Below are 17,645 nucleotides of genomic sequence, written 5' to 3'. Positions count from 1 at the left end.
TTTGCGCATGTATGACAGTGCCCCGTGCTTGCCCCTCGCTGAACTATGCGCCTATATAACCCACCAGTTGGTACATTTTAAAAGGCGGCCAGACGATCACGATGGACAGCGCAGTCGAGCTTGCACAGGCCCGCGCGGGACGGAAAAACGATCCCGACAGCACCAGGGAAAACATCCTTGAGGTCGCGACCGAAGAATTCGTTCGGGCAGGTTTTTCCGGTGCGCGTGTTGATACGATTGCCGAGAAGACTAAGACGTCGAAGCGGATGCTCTATTATTATTTCGACAACAAGGAAGGGCTTTATCTGGCTGTGCTGGAGCGCGCCTATGCCAAGATAAGGGCGCTGGAAAACCGCCTTCAGCTTCAGGATTTCGAGCCGGAAGAAGCGATGCGGCGGTTGATCGAGGCCACATTCGATCATGACGACGCCAATCCCGATTTCGTGCAACTGGTCAGCATCGAGAACATCCATCGCGCCGAGCATCTGAAGAATTCCAGCGTTTTCCAGCGCACCAATTCCGGTGTGATCGGGATCATTGCCGAGATTCTGGCACGCGGGGAAACAAGCGGTGTATTCACCCGCAAGGTCGATCCGGTCGATCTGCATCAGATGATCAGCGCCGCCTGTTTTTTCCGGGTCGCCAACCGGCACACATTTGGCGCGCTTTTCGACCGGGACCTCATGGCCGATGAGTACCGAACGCGGCATCGTCAGCTTATCGCGGATATGATCCTGGCTTACCTGAAATCGTGAGGCTCAATAGCGGTTCCGGTTGAAACGGAATCGTTGGACCGTTCTAGATAGTTGTTTTCACGTATTATCCGACGCCAAACCGCTACGCACTTTTGCTGGAAATGCTCAAAGCACATTCAATTCGGTGTGCATTGCAAAAATAGTCGCCATGTCCGATTGACGTTACTAACCAGTTCGTACATTTTCAAAAGCAAGAAACCTGCCGTGCGAAAATGGCGGGACGATAGGGGTGGAGTTTAAATTCCGTGACGGAAACAGTGACGCGGTCGGTTCGCGTGGGCTTGATTGGCAGCGGCATCGGTGCCTCTCGCACTCCAGCCATGCATATGCATGAAGGGCGCATGAACGGCATCGATTACCGCTATGACCGATTCGATCTTTCGGTGCTGGGCGTGGGCGTTGAGGCTTTGCCGCAGCTGATGGATCAGGCGGAGAAAGACGGGTTTGCAGGGCTCAACATCACCTATCCCTGCAAACAGGCGGCGATTCAGTTTGTCGATGAATTGTCGCCCGATGCGGCGGCACTCGGCTCGATTAATACGGTGACATTCAAAAACGGTCGCAGAACCGGCTATAACACCGACTGGTGGGGCTTTTCGCAGGGCTTCCGGCGCGCTTTGCCCGATGCCCCGGTCGACAATGCAGTATTGATCGGTGCCGGTGGTGCGGGTGTTGCGGTTGCGCATGCATTGGCGACAATGGGCGCGCGAAACGTGCAGGTTTTCGATTTGGATGCCGCCCGAACCGAAGCGCTGATTGCGCAACTGGCGCCGAGGCATGAGGCTTGCCGGTTTGTATCAGGCGGGGATATCGCCGCCGCGCTGGAAGTTACCGATGGGCTGGCCCATGCCACGCCGACCGGAATGGCCAAGCACCCCGGCGTGCCTTTGGATACGGGTCTGCTGACGCCACGGCATTGGGTGGCGGATATTGTTTATTTCCCGCTTCAGACGCAGCTTCTGGTCGAAGCGGCAAAGCGCGGATGCAGCATCGTCAACGGCGGCGGCATGGCCGTTTTTCAGGCGGTCGGCGCGTTTGAATTGTTCACGGGTCTGACACCCAATGTCGATCGCATGATCGAGCATTTCGGCACTCTCGGCGAGGGCGGCGGTATCTAACGAAACGGCCCGCATGAAGCGGGCCGTTTTTGTTTGCGTAGCGCTTACTCCGCTGGCTCCAGCTGCGGCATCGCATCGGTGATGGCGGGGGTGCCAGCCAATGCGGCGGCAAGCTTGTCCTGATCCAGCTCGTTTTCCCAGCGCGCAACAACGATGGTGGCGACTGCATTGCCAACGAGATTGGTCAGGGCGCGGCATTCCGACATGAAACGGTCGATGCCGAGGATGAGCGCCATACCGGCCACAGGCACAGCCGGGACGACCGACAAGGTCGCGGCCAGCGTGATGAAGCCCGCGCCGGTTATGCCAGCGGCACCCTTGGAGCTGAGCATGGCCACCAGCAGGAGCAGAATCTGGTCGCTCAACGACAGCGGAATATCTGTCGCCTGCGCGATGAAGAGGGCAGCAAGCGTCATATAGATATTGGTGCCATCGAGATTGAACGAATAGCCGGTGGGAATGACGAGGCCGACAACCGAGCGTTTGCAACCTGCCTTTTCCATCTTGTTCATCAGGGCAGGCAGAGCCGCTTCCGATGAGGAGGTGCCCAGCACGAGCAGCAACTCTTCCTTGATGTAACGGATCAGAGCGAGAATGGAGAAGCCGTTATAGCGCGCCACCGCACCCAGAACGACGAGCACAAAAAGCAGCGAGGTGAGGTAGAAGGTGCCGATCAGCATGGCGAGATTGGCGATGGAACCAATGCCATATTTGCCGATGGTGAAGGCCATCGCGCCGAAAGCGCCGATGGGTGCGGCTTTCATTAGGATCGACACCAGCTTGAAAACCGGTGCGGTCAGCACATGCAGGAAGTCGGTGACCGGCTTGCCGCGGTCGCCCACAAGCGCAAGCGAAATACCGAACAGGACCGAGAAGAACAGCACCTGCAGAATGTCACCTTCCGCAAAAGCTCCGACAATCGTCGTCGGGATGATGTTGCTGAGGAAGCCAGTAATGCTCTGCTCATGCGCCTTGGTGGCGTAGTCGGCCACGGCCTTTGGGTCGAGAGAGGCTGGGTCGATATGCATGCCAGCGCCCGGCTGCACGACATTGGCCACGACGAGACCGATAATCAGCGCCAGCGTGGAGAAGGTGAGGAAGTAGATCATCGCCTTGCCAGCAACGCGCCCCACCTTCTTCATGTCGGTCATGCCAGCAATGCCGGTCGCGACCGTCAGGAAGATGACGGGCGCGATGATCATCTTCACCAGCTTGATGAAGGCGTCGCCCAGCGGCTTCAGCTGCGTGCCAAGTTCGGGATAGAAATGGCCGAGCGTGATACCGGCGGCAATCGCCACCAGTACCTGAAAATAGAGATGCTTATAAAGCGGGATGCGGCCGCGCGGCTCATCCGCCGTGCCAGTCGGAACTGCAATCATTGTGTCCTCCATTTGGCTCAGTCTGGATCGCGTCCAGCCTCCCGAGCCTTTCAGTCCTGGATTTCAGCGGCGCTCAACCGCTGTTGGAGGTTCTAATTGCAATGTCCGTGCCAAGTTTGTGAGCGCGTACTTATCCGATTGAAAACTATGGATATTATACCATGGGCAGGGGTAGCGTTACTCAGTATTGTGCGAATTTTTACACATTCTTCTTTTCAATTTGTGCGAAATATCGCACATTGATTTGATGAACAAGTTGGTGTCCCCAATCATTGATGAAGCGGATCTGCGAGCCGCCAATCGCCGGGCCTGGGCTCTGTTTGCGCTCATCTGCGCCGTGTTCTTCGCGCTGGCATTCTGGCTGGTTGGCAACACGGCGCATGAGCGCGCCGTCGAGGACTTGAGCGAGCAGACGCGCATTGATGCCAATCTGAATACAGCGCTGCTGCGCGCTGTTCTCGACAAGCAACGCGCCTTGTCGCTTGTGCTTTCAAAGGATCGGGAGCTGGCGTCGGCACTTCTGGACAAGACGGTGGCGACGATAGACCCCGCAAACCGAAAGCTGGAGACGCTCGCGGATGGCACGCAGGCGGCGGTGATCTATCTGGTGGGGATGGACGGGATCGCGATTGCGGCCAGCAACTGGCGCGAGCGGGACAGCTTTGTCGGCAATGATTACAAGTTCCGGCCCTATTTTCGGGATGCCCTGACCAATGGCGGCGACGAATATTTTGCGCTCGGCAATGTGAGTTTCCGCCCCGGCCTTTATATCTCGCGGCGCGTCGATGGGTCTTCGGGCCCGCTCGGCGTCATCGTCGTCAAACTGGAATTCGACGATCTGGAGCAGGACTGGCGCAATGCGGGCCGTCCGACTTTCGTGACCGACGAACGCAACATCGCGCTGATAACCAGCCTTCCGTCCTGGCGCTTCATGACCATAGGCCGCATCGGTTTGGAACAGTCTCAATCTATTCGTGACAGTCTGCAATTCGGCGATGTGCCGCTGCAACCCTTGCCGCTGTCTATGAAGGCGGTGGGCGAGGGCGATGTGCTTTTGATGAATGCGCAAATGCCCGGCGAGGGGCGCAGCACGCAGTTTCTGGCTATTCATTCCACGGTGCCGTCCACGCCCTGGCAGATGTACAGCATGGCGCCGACAAAGCCGCAGATTCCAGGCGCGGTGCGCGAGGCGCGGCTGATTGCCTTCATCATTCTGGCGGCCATTGCGACCATCGCCGGGATGTTGTTGCGCAGGCGGCAGAAGGTGGTGGCGCGCATCGCAGCGGCAGCGCGCACGCAACAGGAACTGGAGCAACGCGTAGAAGAACGCACCCGCGATCTCAGTCTTGCGCGAGACCGGCTGGAAGCTGAAATCAGCGACCACCATCGCACGGAATCCATGTTGCAGGGCGTGCAGCAGGATCTCGTCCACGCTAACCGTCTCGCCATTATGGGGCAAGTGGCGGCGGGTGTTGCGCATGAGATCAATCAGCCGGTCGCGACGATAAGGGCCTATGCGGACAATGCGAAGACGTTCATCGAACGAAAGCGGCTGGAGGCCGCAACCGAGAATCTCGATGAAATCGCCGCGCTGACCGATCGTATCGGCACTATCACCGGCGACCTGAAGGCCCTTGCCCGCAAGGGACGTTCACCTTCGGAGCCGACACCGCTCAGTCAGGTCATATCGGGCGCGCTTGTGCTGCTGCGCAGCCGTTTTTCCGGTCGGATGGATCAACTGGATATCGAATTGCCGCCGCCCGATCTGCGCGTTGTCGGACATTCGCTTCGGCTGGAACAGGTGCTCATCAATCTGTTCCAGAACGCGCTGGAGGCGGTGGAACTCAAAGGCAATGACGGACGCATCGAAGTGCGCGCAACAGAACAGCGCGAGACGGTGCTGGTCACCGTGTCCGATAACGGACCGGGCATGCCGCAGCATATTCGCGACAACCTGTTTTCGCCCTTCAATACATCGAAGGAAAAGGGCCTCGGCCTTGGTCTGGTGATCGTCAAGGAAATCGTCACCGATTATGGCGGAACCATATCTGCGGAAAGCAGTGCCGACGGCACAGTCTTCCGCGTCGAATTGAGAAAAGCATGATGAACCCTCCTCACTCCGTTATCCTGGTCGATGATGACAGGGCATTGCGCCGCGCCACCCGGCAGACACTGGAGCTTGCCGGTTTTTCCGTCGCCGATTATGGCAGTGCCGTGGACGCGCTGGCCGATGTGACGGCGGATTTTGACGGCGTGATCGTATCCGACGTGCGGATGCCGCAGATTGATGGGCTGCAATTTTTTACGCGGATCAAGGGCATCGATCCCGATCTGCCGGTGATCCTCATCACCGGTCATGGTGATATTCCGATGGCGGTTCAGGCCATTCAGGATGGCGCCTATGATTTTATAGCCAAGCCTTTTGCTGCGGACCGGCTGGTGCACAGCATTCGACGCGCCGGTGAAAAGCGCCAGCTTGTGCTTGAAAACCGCGCCTTGCGCGCCGCTGCAATCGACGCCGAAGGCGATCTGCCGCTGATCGGCCAGACGTCCGTGATGGAAAACCTGCGCCGCACACTGCGCGATATTGCGGATACAGACGTGGATGTGCTGGTGGCGGGCGAAACCGGCAGCGGCAAGGAGGTCGTGGCACAACTGCTGCACAATTGGAGCCGCCGTCGCAAAGGCAATTTCGTTGCGCTCAATTGCGGCGCGCTGCCGGAAACTGTGATTGAAAGCGAATTGTTCGGCCATGAGGCGGGTGCCTTCACCGGCGCGCAGAAAAAGCGGCTGGGACGCATCGAACATGCAAGCGGCGGCACGCTGTTTCTCGACGAGATTGAAAGCATGCCAGCCGCAACGCAGGTAAAACTGCTGCGCGTGCTGGAAATGCGGGAGATTACCCCGCTCGGTACCAATGAAATCCGCCCGGTCGATTTGCGCGTGGTGGCTGCCGCGAAGATCGATCTCGGCGATCCGGCGCAGCGCGGCGATTTTCGTGAAGACCTTTACTATCGGCTCAATGTTGTGACGCTATCGATACCGCCGCTGCGGGAGCGCCGCGAGGACATTCCGCTGCTTTTTGCGCATTTTTTGACGCGCGCGGCAAAGCGCTTCAATCGCGATGTACCGGTGGTTGACGCCGCCACGCATCGCCATCTGATGAGCCATGTCTGGCCGGGCAATGTGCGTGAACTGGCGCATTTTGCTGACCGGGTGGCGCTTGGCGTCTCATCTTCCAATGGCGTGGGCCGTTCCGTGGCGGATGATCAGGAACCTTTGCCGAAACGTCTGGAGCGTTATGAAGAAACGCTGATCCGCGAAACGCTTGCCGCTCATAGCGGCAATGTGCAGGAAACGATCAAGGCGCTCGGCATTCCGCGCAAGACCTTTTACGACAAGATGCAACGTCACGGCATTACCCGCGCTGATTATCGAGCCAATGACTGACGTCAGAGCGCGTTTCGATCCGATTGTATCAGATCGGCACTCTAACTGTTTGTTTTAACACACATCTTATCCGAAAACCGTTTCACACTTTTCGGGATGTGCTCTAAAATGAAGGAGAGCGGGTTCCTCCCCAAGAACCCGCTCTCCAGATGCATCGCCCCCCGCTTCGGTGCGATGCTTGTTTTGTCGGCCTAACTATTAGCTGTCTATATTTTTCTTGCAAGCAAAACGTTACACAGTTTTGCGGGAATTGCCGCCGGTCAATTCTTGCCGGACAAGGCGCTTTCCAGAAGCTTCAGCGCGCCTTCCTTGGTAAGCTCAATCGGGTTGCCGCCAGCCGTCGGATCAACGATTGCCATCTCTGCAATCAGGTCCTTGCGAGCGCTGTCCATCTCCAGCCCTTTGATGAATTCCGGCAATGTGTCCGGCACGCCGAGGTCCTTGCGCAGTTTCATGATGGCAGCGACGAAGCCGTCGAAACCGCCCTTGATACCGAGATAATCCGCAAGGCGTTCAATCCGCTTTTCGATAGCGGCGCGGTTATGATGCAGCACATAGGGCATGAAAACGGCGTTGGTCATGCCGTGATGGGTGTCGTAGAGCGCGCCAATCGGGTGCGACAGCGAATGGATCGCGCCGAGCCCTTTCTGAAAAGCGGTTGCGCCCATCGCGGCTGCGGCCATCATATTGGCGCGGGCTTCAATGTCGTTGCCGTTGGCATAGGCCCGGGGCAGATTTTCGAACACAAGGCGGATACCTTCGAGAGCGATGCCATCCGCCATCGGGTGAAAGCCCGGCGCGCAATAAGCTTCAAGACAATGTGCCAGTGCATCCATGCCGGTGCCGGCAGTGATGAAAGGCGGCATGCCGGTGGAAAGTTCGGGATCAGCAATGACCGTGACCGGGAGCATTTTCGGGTGGAAAATGACCTTTTTCGTGTGCGTCGCTTCATTAGTCAACACGCCCGCGCGGCCCACTTCCGAGCCGGTTCCAGCGGTGGTTGGCACGGCAATCACCGGCGCGATGGCGTTGCTGTCGGCGCGGGTCCACCAGTCGCCAATATCCTCAAAATCCCAGACCGGGCGCGTCTGGCCCGCCTGAAAGGCGATCAGCTTGCCAAGGTCGAGCGCAGAACCGCCACCAAAGGCGATGACGCCATCATGTTTGCCGTCCTGAAAAACCTTGACGCCCGCATAGAGATTGCTTTCGACCGGGTTAGGCTTCACATCGGAAAAGACGCCATATTGCACACCTGCCGCATCGAGAACGGCCAGCGTGGAAGCAACCACGGGAAGTTTCGCGAGACCCGGATCTGTGACGAAAAGCGGGCGCGCGATACCTGCCGCCTTCAGAACAGCAGGCAGTTCCTTGATGCGCCCCGGCCCGAAAAGAACGGTGGTCGGGAAGTTCCATTTAGCGGTCAGTGTCGTCATATCGATTGCTTTCAAAGTAGGGCAGAACAGGGATCAGATCAGATTTTTTCACGTAGGTGGAAGGATTTAGGCCGGGTCAGATTGCCGTATCCGATGGGCGAAAGGGAAGCGCCTTTGCCGGTATCCTTAACGCCGGTCCAGACAAGGCCCGGATCGAGATAGTCGCAGCGATTCATGAAAACAGTGCCGGTTTCGATGCGGTCGCCGAGCGTTGCCGCGCGGTCAGTGTCCGTCGTCCATAGCGAAGCGGTGAGGCCATAAATGCTGTCATTCATCAAAGCGAGCGCTTCCTGATCGTTGCGTACCTTCATGATGCCGACGATGGGGCCGAAACTTTCCTCGCGCATGACGCTCATCTGGTGATCGACATGGGTGAGTACTTCCGGCGCGATATAGGGTGGGCCGGCGACGTCATTTTCAACTTTCATGTTCACATGCGCCTTGGCACCCTTGCGCAGCGCTTCGGCCTTCTGCTCGCGGATAAGATCGGCAAAACGCGCCTGCGCCATGGGGCCGAGCGTTGTACCAGCGTCCAGCGGGTTGCCGACGACATATTGGCGGGTCAGATCGATGAAACCGTCCACGAAACGATCATAGACATCTTCATGCACATAGATGCGCTCGATGCCGCAGCAGCACTGGCCCGAATTGAAGAAGGCACCGTCCACCAGATTGGCGACCGCATGATCGAGATTGACGTCCGGCAGGACATAGGCCGGGTCTTTGCCGCCAAGCTCCAGCCCCATGGTCATGAAGGTGCCTGCGGCAGCCTTTTCAATCGCCCGTCCGCCGCCGACCGACCCCGTGAAATTCACATGATCGACCGTGCCGGAAGCCAGCAGTTTTTCGGTGGAGGCATGATCCAGAACCACATTCTGGAAAACACCCTTGGGAAGCCCCGCCTTCTCAAAGGCTTGGGCGAAGCGCTCGCCCGCCAGAAGCGTCTGCGTCGCATGTTTCAGGATGACGCTATTGCCCGCCATCAGGGCTGGGATGATGGTGTTGACGGCAGTAAGATACGGATAGTTCCACGGCGCGATCACCAGCACGACGCCAAGCGGCACATGTTTGACATAGCGGCGGAAACCGTCCTTTGGCGCGGGGAGATAAGGTTCCAGCGCTTCCGCGGCAATATCGATCATATACTGACCGCGCTCCTGCACGCCGCCATTTTCGCCGCCATAGCGAGTCGGGCGACCCATCTGCCAGGCAATCTCCGGCACGATTTCGTCCTGCATGGCGGCAAGCGCTGCAAGCGCGGCACGGCAATAGCGCGCCCGCTCCGCAATGCTCAGTTCAGCCCAGGCGGCTTGTGCCGTTCGCGCCGCCGCAACGGTGGACTGAATGGCGGCTTCGCTCAAAAAAGGGCGCTCGGCATAGACCGAACCGTCGATAGGCGAGATGATTTTCGCAGTGCCGCTCATTGGGCAGGTCCTTCATAGCTCATTCTGGATATCCATGGACGGTCAGTAGCGCTCGAAACCGCGATGCAATTCCCAATCGGTGACGCGGCGGTCATATTCGATCTGCTCCCAATGGGCGGTGTGGACATAATGGCTGACCACCTCCTCACCGAGTGCTTCCTTCAGGAAAGACGAGTTCTTAAGCGCAAGCGCTGCTTCGCGCAGCGTGTAGGGAATTTCCTTCAGCTTCACCGCGCCATAGGCATCGCCGACAAAAGGTTCTTCCAGTTCAAGCTTCTCATCGATCCCTTGAAGACCAGCAGCGATCAATGCCGCAAAGGCGAGATAAGGATTGAGATCGGCCCCGCCGATGCGGCACTCGATGCGAATGCCCTTGGTGCCTGCACCACAAAGCCGGAAACCTGCGGTGCGGTTGTCCTCGCTCCACATGATCTTGGTGGGCGCGAATGTGCCCGCCTGAAAGCGCTTATAGGAATTGATGTAGGGCGCGAGGAAATAGGTGTAGTCGGTTGCATATTTCAGCTGTCCGGCCACCCATGACCGCATCAGCGGAGTCATCGTATGTGGCGCCTTCGGGTCAAAGAACAGCGATTCCTTGCCGTCAGCGCTCCAGATCGAATTGTGCACATGGCTGGAACTGCCAGCCTTGCTGTAATCATACTTCGCCATGAAGGTGATGCATTTGCCATGCTGCTCGGCAATGTCCTTCATCGCCGTTTTCATGATCACATGCCGGTCAGCCATTTCCAGCGCTTCGGCATAGCGCACATTCAGCTCTTCCTGACCCGGACCCCATTCGCCTTTCGAATTCTCAACCGGAATTCCGGCTGCGGCCAGTTGATTGCGCATGGCGCGCAGGACCGGTTCTTCCTTGGTGGTGAGGTGGATCACATAGTCCTGCACATAGGGCGAGGCCGTTTCCATGGCCTGCCAGTGCTTGTTGCGGGCGGTCTTGTAGGTCTCGTCGAAGAGATAGAATTCCAGCTCGGAGGCAAAATAAGCGCGATAGCCGCGCTCTTGCAGGCGGGTGAGCTGCTTCTTCAAAATAGCGCGCGGCGAATGGGCGAGATCGTCATGGTGATGGTCCTGCACGTCGCAAAGAACGAGGGCGGTCTTTTCCAGCCATGGCGCAAGCCGGATGGTGGAAAGATCGGGTTTCATGACGAAGTCGCCATAACCCTTGTCCCAACCGGCGGCTTCATAGCCGGGCACCGGTTCCATGTCGATATCGTCGGCGAGGAGATAGTTGCAGCCATGCGTTTCGTCATAGGCGGATTCCACGAAGAACGGCGCATAGAAACGCTTGCCGATCAGGCGTCCCTGCATATCCACGATGCAGGCCAGAATGGTGTCGATCTCTCCGGCGGAAACGGCTGTTTTCAGCGCGTCGAAAGTCAATTGTCCGGCCATTTATATGCCTGCTCCTCAAAGCATGAAAGGATAGACCGGGATCGGAGACTTTCCCGTAAGCCTCCGATCCCTCGCTGGTTCGTTATGTTCACCGTCAGCTGTAGCGATACGGCGCTCCGGCATTGCGCATGGTTTCCTGATATTTCTTCAGAATGGCCACGACCTTGGCGTTGCGCTCGCTCTGCTTGGAAATGTCGTCCCAGAACTCCTGTGCCGCATCTTCGATCTGCTTCCATTCCGATTCCGGAATGGTGGTCAGTTCCAGCTTGCCGCCGGTAGTGCGGTAATGCGCTTCGCCCCACCAGTACCAATGCTGACGGTAGTAGTGCGAGGAATCCATCGCCAGCTTGAAGAGCGCTTTCAGGTGTTCCGGTACGGCATCCCACTTTTCGGTGTTGGCGAAATAGGAACCGGCCCATGCGCCGTTGATATTGTTGGTGAGGTAGTACTTGTTGATATCCGCCCAGCCAACGGTATAGGCCTCGGTCGCGCCGCACCAGGCCACGCCGTCGAGTTCGCCGGTCTGGATGGCGACTTCAATATCTTCCCAGGGCAGCGTGACAGGCACCACGCCGAACTTGGTCAGGAAACGACCGCCTGTCGGGAAGGTGAAGACGCGAAGGCCCTGCAAATCGGCAACGCTGCGGATCGGTTTTGTGGTGACGAAGTTGCACGGGTCCCACGAACCGGCGCTGAGCCAGGTGACGCCGGGAATTTCCTTATAGGCTTCCTCCCAGATTTCGTTCAGCCCGTACCAGTTGAAGAGTGTCGGCACGTCGAGGCTATAGCGCGAAGCGAAGGGGAAATAAGCGCCGAACACCGCGACATCGACGGGCGATGCCATGGAATCGTCATCGCTTTGCGCGGCATCGATGGTGCCCGACTGCACGGCGCGGAAGAGTTCGCCCTGCGGCACCAGCTGGTCAGCGGTGTAAAGTTCAATTGTCATTTCGCCGTTCGCCGCCTTGTTGAAGGCGTCAATCGACGGCTTAATGACATGTTCGGCCAGTGCCGGGCCTGCATAGGTCTGCAATCGCCACTTGATCGGGCTTTGTGCTTTGACATAGGGCGTCGCAAGTGTGCTGGCACCCAATGCTCCAACCGTCGTCAGCCCGGCCTTCTTGAGAAAGTCACGTTTATTAAGCTTGTTATTCTCGCTCATGCCCATTCTCCCGTTTGTTTGAAGTTCACCCTTTCACATGAGCCGGGCCGGTCCATTCGGACTCTTGTCACCGGATTATTCGTATTTCCTCCATCGTTTCTCATCGCCCGGTATACCAGTTCGGCAGCCACAGCGCGATTTGCGGGAAAATCATCAAGATGATGATCGTCAGCACCATAAGGAAGAAGAACGGCACGATGGATTTGTAGATGTCGATCAGCGTGATTTCCTTGGGTGCCAGCGCTCGCATCATGAAGAGATTGTACCCGAAAGGCGGCGTGATATACGCAATCTGGCAGGTGATCGTGTACAGAATGCCAAACCAGATCGCATTGAAGCCGAGGCTCTTGACCAGCGGAATATAGAGCGGCGCCACGATCACCAGCATGGCCGTATCATCCAGAAACATGCCGAGCAGAATGAACGACAGCAGCATCAGGATGAGAATGGTCCACGGCGACAGATCGAATGTGCCAAGAAGGATCTTCTCGATTGCCTTGACGGCGCCCAAACCGTCATAAACCGACGAAAAGCACAGCGCGCCGAGAATGATCCAGAGGAACATGCAGGTGACGGTCAGGCTGTTGCGGGACGTCGTTTCCCACACCTGCTTGTTAAGACGCCCGGTGAACAGCGCCGCCAATGTGGCGAGCAAAGCGCCGACCGCCGCACTTTCCACCAGGCTGGTAATGCCCGTCAGGAACAGGCCCATCATCGCGCCGAAGACGACGAGTGGCAGCAGACCGGCGCGCAACACGGAAAAGCGTTCGCTCCAGCTGAATTTCTCCAGCTCTTCTTTTGGCAGGGCTGGTCCAAGTTCCGGGTTCAGGCGGCAGCGTATATAGATATAGATCGCGAAAAGTGCCGCCATCAACAGGCCGGGGCCGATGCCAGCCAGCCAGAGTTGCAGCACCGGCTGGCGAGCGATCATCGCATAAAGCACCAGCACGACGCTCGGCGGAATGAGAATGCCGAGCGAACTGCCCGCCTGTATGACGCCGGTGACCATGACCTTGTTGTAGCCACGCTTGAGAAGCTCCGGCAGCGCCACGGTCGCCCCAATGGCCATGCCTGCAACGCTGAGGCCGTTCATGCAGGAGATGATGACCATCAATCCGATGGTGCCGAGCGCCAGACCGCCGCGTATGCCGCCGAACCAGACATGGAACATGCGATAAAGATTGCTGGCAATGCCGGATTCCGACAGCATATAGCCCATGAACACGAAGAACGGCACGGTGATCAGCGGATACCAGTTCAGGACCGCGAAGGTCGCGTTGAACGGCATTTCAAACGAGCCTTTGCCCCAAAGGAGCAGGGCCGCCAGCGATCCGACAAAGCCGATGACGCCGAAAACCCGCTGACCGGTCATCAGCAGCGCCATCATTGTGGCGAACATGAAAAGTGTTATGAGTTCAGAGCTCATATATGATGGCCCTCCTCAATGGCCGGACCGGCAAGCGTGTCGATGGGCTGGCCGCGCAGCGATGCCCAGTCCTTGAAAAAGTTGGAAAGGCATTGCAGCAGCAGGAGCAAAATGCCGGTCGTCATGATGAGCTTGATCGGCCAGAGCGGAGGCGCCCAGGCGGTATAATTCTTCTGCCCATAGACGATGGCGTAATTCGTGGAAGAAATGCCGCCCATCACCATGACGCCGAGATAAAACACGATGAACAGAATGGTGATCAGGTCGGTCAGCGTCTTTTTGCGCGGGGGCAGACGGTCGAAAAAGAGGTCCATGCGGACATGCGCGCCCTGTTGCATCGCATAGGCGCCGCCGAGCAGATAATAGGCCGACAGCAGAAACTGCGACATTTCAAGGACCCAGTTGACGGGCACGCCGAAAGCAACCCGCGAGAAGGTGGAATAGAGAAGGCAAGCCGCCAGCACGAAAAGCAGATACATCGAAAAGCGCCCGACACGATAATTCAGCGCATCCACATATTTGACGAAAAGCCTGATCGGCTTGGGCATTTCCCTCTCCTTCAGTTCTTCGTTCCGTTCGGTTGCGCTGCGGGGCAAAGCGTCTCGCCAATCCGGCTAAATATCGGCGCCAGCCGCTCGGCCCATGCTCTTTGAGCCTTTGCATCGGCGATTTCGTTATTGCGGATTTCGATCATGGCGCAGGGCGCATTGCGCGGGCGCGCATGGCGCTCCAGCGTGTAATAGACGCGGTCGGACGGCGCATAAGGCTCGTTGACGCCGACATTGAGCGTTTGGTCCTGCTTGAGTGCGGCAATCAGCGGCGCTGCAACCCGGTCATCCGCATCGTGGATGATGCCGACATGCCATGGGCGCGATATGGCGCGATAGACCGGCGTGAACGAATGGATCGTGACCATCCATGACGGAAAGCCGCGTGCGGCGCGCGCCGCAATAAGCTGTTCGATCCGGGCATGAAACGGGCGATGCGACAGGTCGATGCGCGCGGTGCGCTCCAGCGAGTTCAGCTCGTGATTGCCGGGAATGACCGTCATTTCGCTGATTTCGGGGATCAGGTCCGGCGCATCAAGCGGGCGATTGCAATCGATCAGCAGGCGCGACAGACACGACTCTACGAGCGGCGCATCAAGCGCGGCGCTGAGATGTCGGGCAACCTCCACCGCTCCGGGATCCCAGGCGATGTGGGCACGAAGGGCATCCTCCCCCAGCCCCAGGCCGTCGAAACCGTCCGGCACATGGTTGGAGGCGTGTTCGCAAACGAAAAGCCAGGGACTTGACCCTGTTTCGTTGACGACAAAAACCGGCTCATGCGAAGCCGGGCGTTTCTTTCGCTCGTCCGCCATTTGGTTTGTTCCCCGCGCTGTAACTTATGTTACGTTTTTTAAAATTATGCGCTATTGCGGATTATTTGATACGTCGTATGATAATTTGTCAAACACAATTTTGCCCGAATTGAATTGGGCATCGGGATGGAAAATATCGTGCCGGAAAGCGCCCCGGAAAACACCAGCGTTGCCGAACGCATCAATGAACGGATCGATACGATGCCTGCCGGCGAACGGGCCGCAGCGCAGACTTTGATCGCCAATTATCCGATACTCGGATTGAAGACGGTGGCGGAATTTTCAGCGCAGGCGGGCGTCAGCTCGCCGACGATCCTGCGCTTTGTAAATCGGCTCGGTTTCCAGAATTATCCCGAGTTTCAGGCGCATCTGCAAAACGAACTTGCGGCGCAATTACAATCGCCGCACCACCGCAATGAAAATCCGGACAAAGCCCCCGATACGGCCTATCCGGCGGTAGAGCACACACAGGAAAATATCCGCGAGACATTCCGGCATCTTGGCGCCAGACAGTTGCAGCAGGCGGTGGCCGCACTGTCGAATGCCAAGGGCAATATTTATCTGATCGGGGGCCGGTTCACCGATCCCATCGCGCAATATATGACGGCGCATATGACGATCATCCGCCCGCAAGTGTTTCATCTCGGCGGTCAGGAAAGTGTCTGGCGCGACCGGTTGCTGGATATGGGAAAACGCGATGTGCTCGTCGTTTTCGACATTCGCCGCTATCAGGACAGCCTGTTGGGGCTGGCGGAAAAAGCACGGGCGCGGGGTGTCGAGGTTATTCTTGTCACCGACCAGTGGTTGTCGCCGATTGCCCGCGTTGCGCGCCATGTTCTGGCGGGTCGCACGGCGGTGCCCTCTGCCTGGGATTCGTCGGCGGCCCTGTTTGTACTGGCCGAAACGCTTATCCGCGAAATGACGCGCATGCTGGAAAAGGATAGCGCCGCGCGCATCGCAGAACTCGAAGGGCTGCGATAATTACTCCAGCCCGCATGCCCGCAGAAACAGCGCCGAGACTTCCTTTTCGATGCGCTCGAAATCCAGCGGAACGTCCTCGCCCACTTCCATCATGCTGCGCACCTGCGTTTCAAAATCGGCATAATGCTGCGTCACGGCCCAGATATGCATCTGGAACAACAGCGGATCGACCGGTTTGATGCGCCCGTCATCCACCCATGACTGGATCAGTTTGACCGCGCTGTGGGTGGCTGCGACATGCTTGTTCCAGTGGCGGCTGAGATAGGGCGCACCATTGGCGATTTCGGTGGTGAAAAGCCTCGATGCCTTGGGGTTCTTCTGGCTATAAGCGAGCTTGGCCCGGATATATTGGCGGATCACCTTGGCCGGGTCATCCTCGGCGCTGGCATCGAGGAAAATATCTTCCCACTGGTCGAGGATGAAGACGATGATGTCTTCGTAGAGCTCTTCCTTGCTGGAAATATAATAATGCAGCTGAGGCTTGGTCAGTCCGGCACGGTGCGCAATGCCTTGGGTCGATGCGCCGACCAGACCCTTTTCCGCGAATTCGTCAATCGCGGCAGTGCGGATCGCGCCGAGAATGCGCCGCCGGCGGTCGAGAACCTTGTCTCGCCCGGTCGGCTCGATATCGTCATTCTCGTCGTCGATAGCCATGTCTCTAACCGTGGTCGGGAGGGAAAGCCGCCGGGCATTCAAACAGGCGGGCGACTTTCCGTTTTCGTCGGGGGCTTACTGGCCCAGCTGCTTCTTGATGTCGAGGCCTGCGCCCTTGTTGACGAAGGCGTCGGTTGCAACCTTGCTCATGTCGAGTTCTTCGCCGCTGACGATGCCGGACTTGCGCGCCAGCTCGTAGAACGACTTGACGCGGTTCATGTCGATGGCGCCAATGCCCTTGGTCAGCGTGTCGCCGCTGTCGATGAGCTGCAGTTCCTTGAGATTGGCCAGTTCTGCGTCGAGCGTTTCCTTGCTCATATCCGCATTGTCCTTGAGGATCATCTCATAGGCCTTGCTGTGGTCGCCATACATGAAGTTGACCCAGCCTTCGATCGAAGCCGTCACAAAACGCTGCACGAGGTCGGGGTTCTTGTCGACCAGTTCCTGACGCGTCTCAATGGTGTTTGCGTAGGTATTGTAGCCCTGATCAGCGAGCAGGAACGTCTTGACCTTTGCGCCTTCCTTGGCCGCGTAAAGCGGTTCGGCGGTCGCATAGGCCTGCTGCACGGTCTTCTTGTCGCCGAGGAACTGGGCGAGGCTATAGCCATAGGGACGCAGCTGTTCGTCCTTGAAACCAAATTCCTTCACCAGCCAGGGCCAGAACGAGAACTGGCCGTCCTTGGAGATAAGGATCGTCGGTGCGTTCACCAGATCCTTGAAATCCTTGTATTCGCCGTCATGCGCCATCAGGGCCTGCGGGTCCTTCTGATAGAAGGCAGCCACAACCGTGGTCGGCACGCCATTGGCGACATTGTTGAAGGACAAAAGCAGATTGCCGGTGAGCAGGAAGTCGAGGCGGCCTGCGGCCAGCATCGGGCGGTTGTTGACCTGCGGCCCGCCCATCTCGATCTTCACGTCGAGGCCGTATTTTTCATAGGTGCCATCGGCGAGCGCCTGATAGAATCCGCCATGACCGGCCTGCGCCAGCCAGTTGGTGCCAAGCGTCACCTTGTCGAGCGCAAAGGCCATCTGCGCCGAAAGGCCAAGCGAGAAAGCGGCGACTGCCACAAAGAGTGCTTTTTTCATTGGTTTC

At 57.8% G+C, this 17,645-nt stretch carries 15 protein-coding genes; 5 read left to right on the top strand and 10 right to left on the bottom strand.

Annotated elements, in window-relative coordinates:
* Positions 1-101 precede the first annotated feature (101 nt).
* Both HWD97_RS14220 and HWD97_RS14215 read left to right on the top strand, forming a co-directional pair.
* On the top strand, positions 102-755 hold the full coding sequence (locus tag HWD97_RS14220) for a TetR family transcriptional regulator (RefSeq protein ID WP_109367165.1): 654 nt from the start codon (positions 102-104) through the stop codon (positions 753-755).
* A 245-nt stretch (positions 756-1,000) separates the two neighbouring features.
* Positions 1,001-1,873, top strand: coding sequence for a shikimate dehydrogenase (locus tag HWD97_RS14215; RefSeq protein ID WP_109367166.1), 873 nt, complete (start codon positions 1,001-1,003; stop codon positions 1,871-1,873).
* A 44-nt stretch (positions 1,874-1,917) separates the two neighbouring features.
* On the opposite strand, the gene HWD97_RS14210 is transcribed toward HWD97_RS14215, so the two are convergent.
* Entirely contained in the window at positions 1,918-3,252 is a 1,335-nt protein-coding gene (locus HWD97_RS14210; RefSeq protein ID WP_109367167.1) for a dicarboxylate/amino acid:cation symporter, read from the bottom strand.
* 247 nt (positions 3,253-3,499) lie between these two features.
* On the opposite strand from HWD97_RS14210, the gene HWD97_RS14205 reads away from it, so the two are divergent.
* Positions 3,500-5,356 carry an ATP-binding protein gene (locus HWD97_RS14205; RefSeq protein WP_109367168.1) on the top strand — a complete coding sequence of 619 codons (1,857 nt, stop codon included), beginning with the start codon at positions 3,500-3,502 and terminating at the stop codon, positions 5,354-5,356.
* On the top strand, positions 5,356-6,702 hold the full coding sequence (locus tag HWD97_RS14200; protein ID WP_109367967.1) for a sigma-54 dependent transcriptional regulator: 1,347 nt from the start codon (positions 5,356-5,358) through the stop codon (positions 6,700-6,702). Before HWD97_RS14205 ends, HWD97_RS14200 begins: the two co-directional genes overlap by 1 nt.
* Before the next feature lie 260 nt (positions 6,703-6,962).
* On the opposite strand, the gene HWD97_RS14195 is transcribed toward HWD97_RS14200, so the two are convergent.
* The 7 genes from HWD97_RS14195 to HWD97_RS14165 form a co-directional block, all read right to left on the bottom strand.
* The gene (locus HWD97_RS14195; protein ID WP_109367968.1) at positions 6,963-8,135 is read right to left on the bottom strand and encodes an iron-containing alcohol dehydrogenase; all 1,173 of its coding nucleotides are present in this window, start codon (positions 8,133-8,135) and stop codon (positions 6,963-6,965) included.
* Between the two features lie 38 nt (positions 8,136-8,173).
* Complete coding sequence (locus HWD97_RS14190) at positions 8,174-9,559, bottom strand: aldehyde dehydrogenase family protein (RefSeq protein ID WP_371835159.1); 1,386 nt, start codon at positions 9,557-9,559, stop codon at positions 8,174-8,176.
* Positions 9,560-9,601: 42 nt separating this feature from the next.
* Positions 9,602-10,969 carry a glutamine synthetase family protein gene (locus tag HWD97_RS14185; protein ID WP_109367170.1) on the bottom strand — a complete coding sequence of 456 codons (1,368 nt, stop codon included), beginning with the start codon at positions 10,967-10,969 and terminating at the stop codon, positions 9,602-9,604.
* A 94-nt stretch (positions 10,970-11,063) separates the two neighbouring features.
* Positions 11,064-12,131 (bottom strand): TRAP transporter substrate-binding protein, encoded by a 1,068-nt coding sequence (locus tag HWD97_RS14180; RefSeq protein ID WP_109367171.1) that lies wholly within the window; start codon positions 12,129-12,131, stop codon positions 11,064-11,066.
* Between the two features lie 100 nt (positions 12,132-12,231).
* Entirely contained in the window at positions 12,232-13,557 is a 1,326-nt protein-coding gene (locus HWD97_RS14175) for a TRAP transporter large permease subunit (RefSeq protein WP_109367172.1), read from the bottom strand.
* A complete protein-coding gene (locus HWD97_RS14170) occupies positions 13,554-14,105 on the bottom strand; it encodes a TRAP transporter small permease subunit (protein ID WP_109367173.1) in 552 nt (183 codons plus the stop codon). Before HWD97_RS14170 ends, HWD97_RS14175 begins: the two co-directional genes overlap by 4 nt.
* Positions 14,106-14,116: 11 nt before the next feature.
* Positions 14,117-14,917, bottom strand: a complete 801-nt coding sequence (locus tag HWD97_RS14165) for an N-formylglutamate amidohydrolase (protein WP_109367174.1) — start codon at positions 14,915-14,917, stop codon at positions 14,117-14,119.
* Positions 14,918-15,043: 126 nt separating this feature from the next.
* Between HWD97_RS14165 and HWD97_RS14160 the strand changes: the two genes are divergently transcribed.
* A complete protein-coding gene (locus HWD97_RS14160; protein ID WP_371835158.1) occupies positions 15,044-15,898 on the top strand; it encodes a MurR/RpiR family transcriptional regulator in 855 nt (284 codons plus the stop codon).
* Here HWD97_RS14160 and HWD97_RS14155 read toward each other — a convergent pair whose 3' ends face one another.
* Together HWD97_RS14155 and HWD97_RS14150 are read right to left on the bottom strand one after the other, a co-directional pair.
* A complete protein-coding gene (locus HWD97_RS14155) occupies positions 15,899-16,552 on the bottom strand; it encodes a TetR family transcriptional regulator C-terminal domain-containing protein (RefSeq protein WP_121538219.1) in 654 nt (217 codons plus the stop codon). It lies immediately after the preceding gene.
* A gap of 75 nt (positions 16,553-16,627) precedes the next feature.
* On the bottom strand, positions 16,628-17,638 hold the full coding sequence (locus HWD97_RS14150; RefSeq protein WP_109367176.1) for an ABC transporter substrate-binding protein: 1,011 nt from the start codon (positions 17,636-17,638) through the stop codon (positions 16,628-16,630).
* Positions 17,639-17,645: the final 7 nt, after the last annotated feature.

The organism is Ochrobactrum sp. C6C9, assembly GCF_022627935.1.
GTDB classification, from domain to species: domain Bacteria; phylum Pseudomonadota; class Alphaproteobacteria; order Rhizobiales; family Rhizobiaceae; genus Brucella; species Brucella teleogrylli.
The sequence above is the reverse complement of the archived record's forward strand: the minus strand, read 5'-3'. Positions and strand labels throughout refer to the sequence as shown.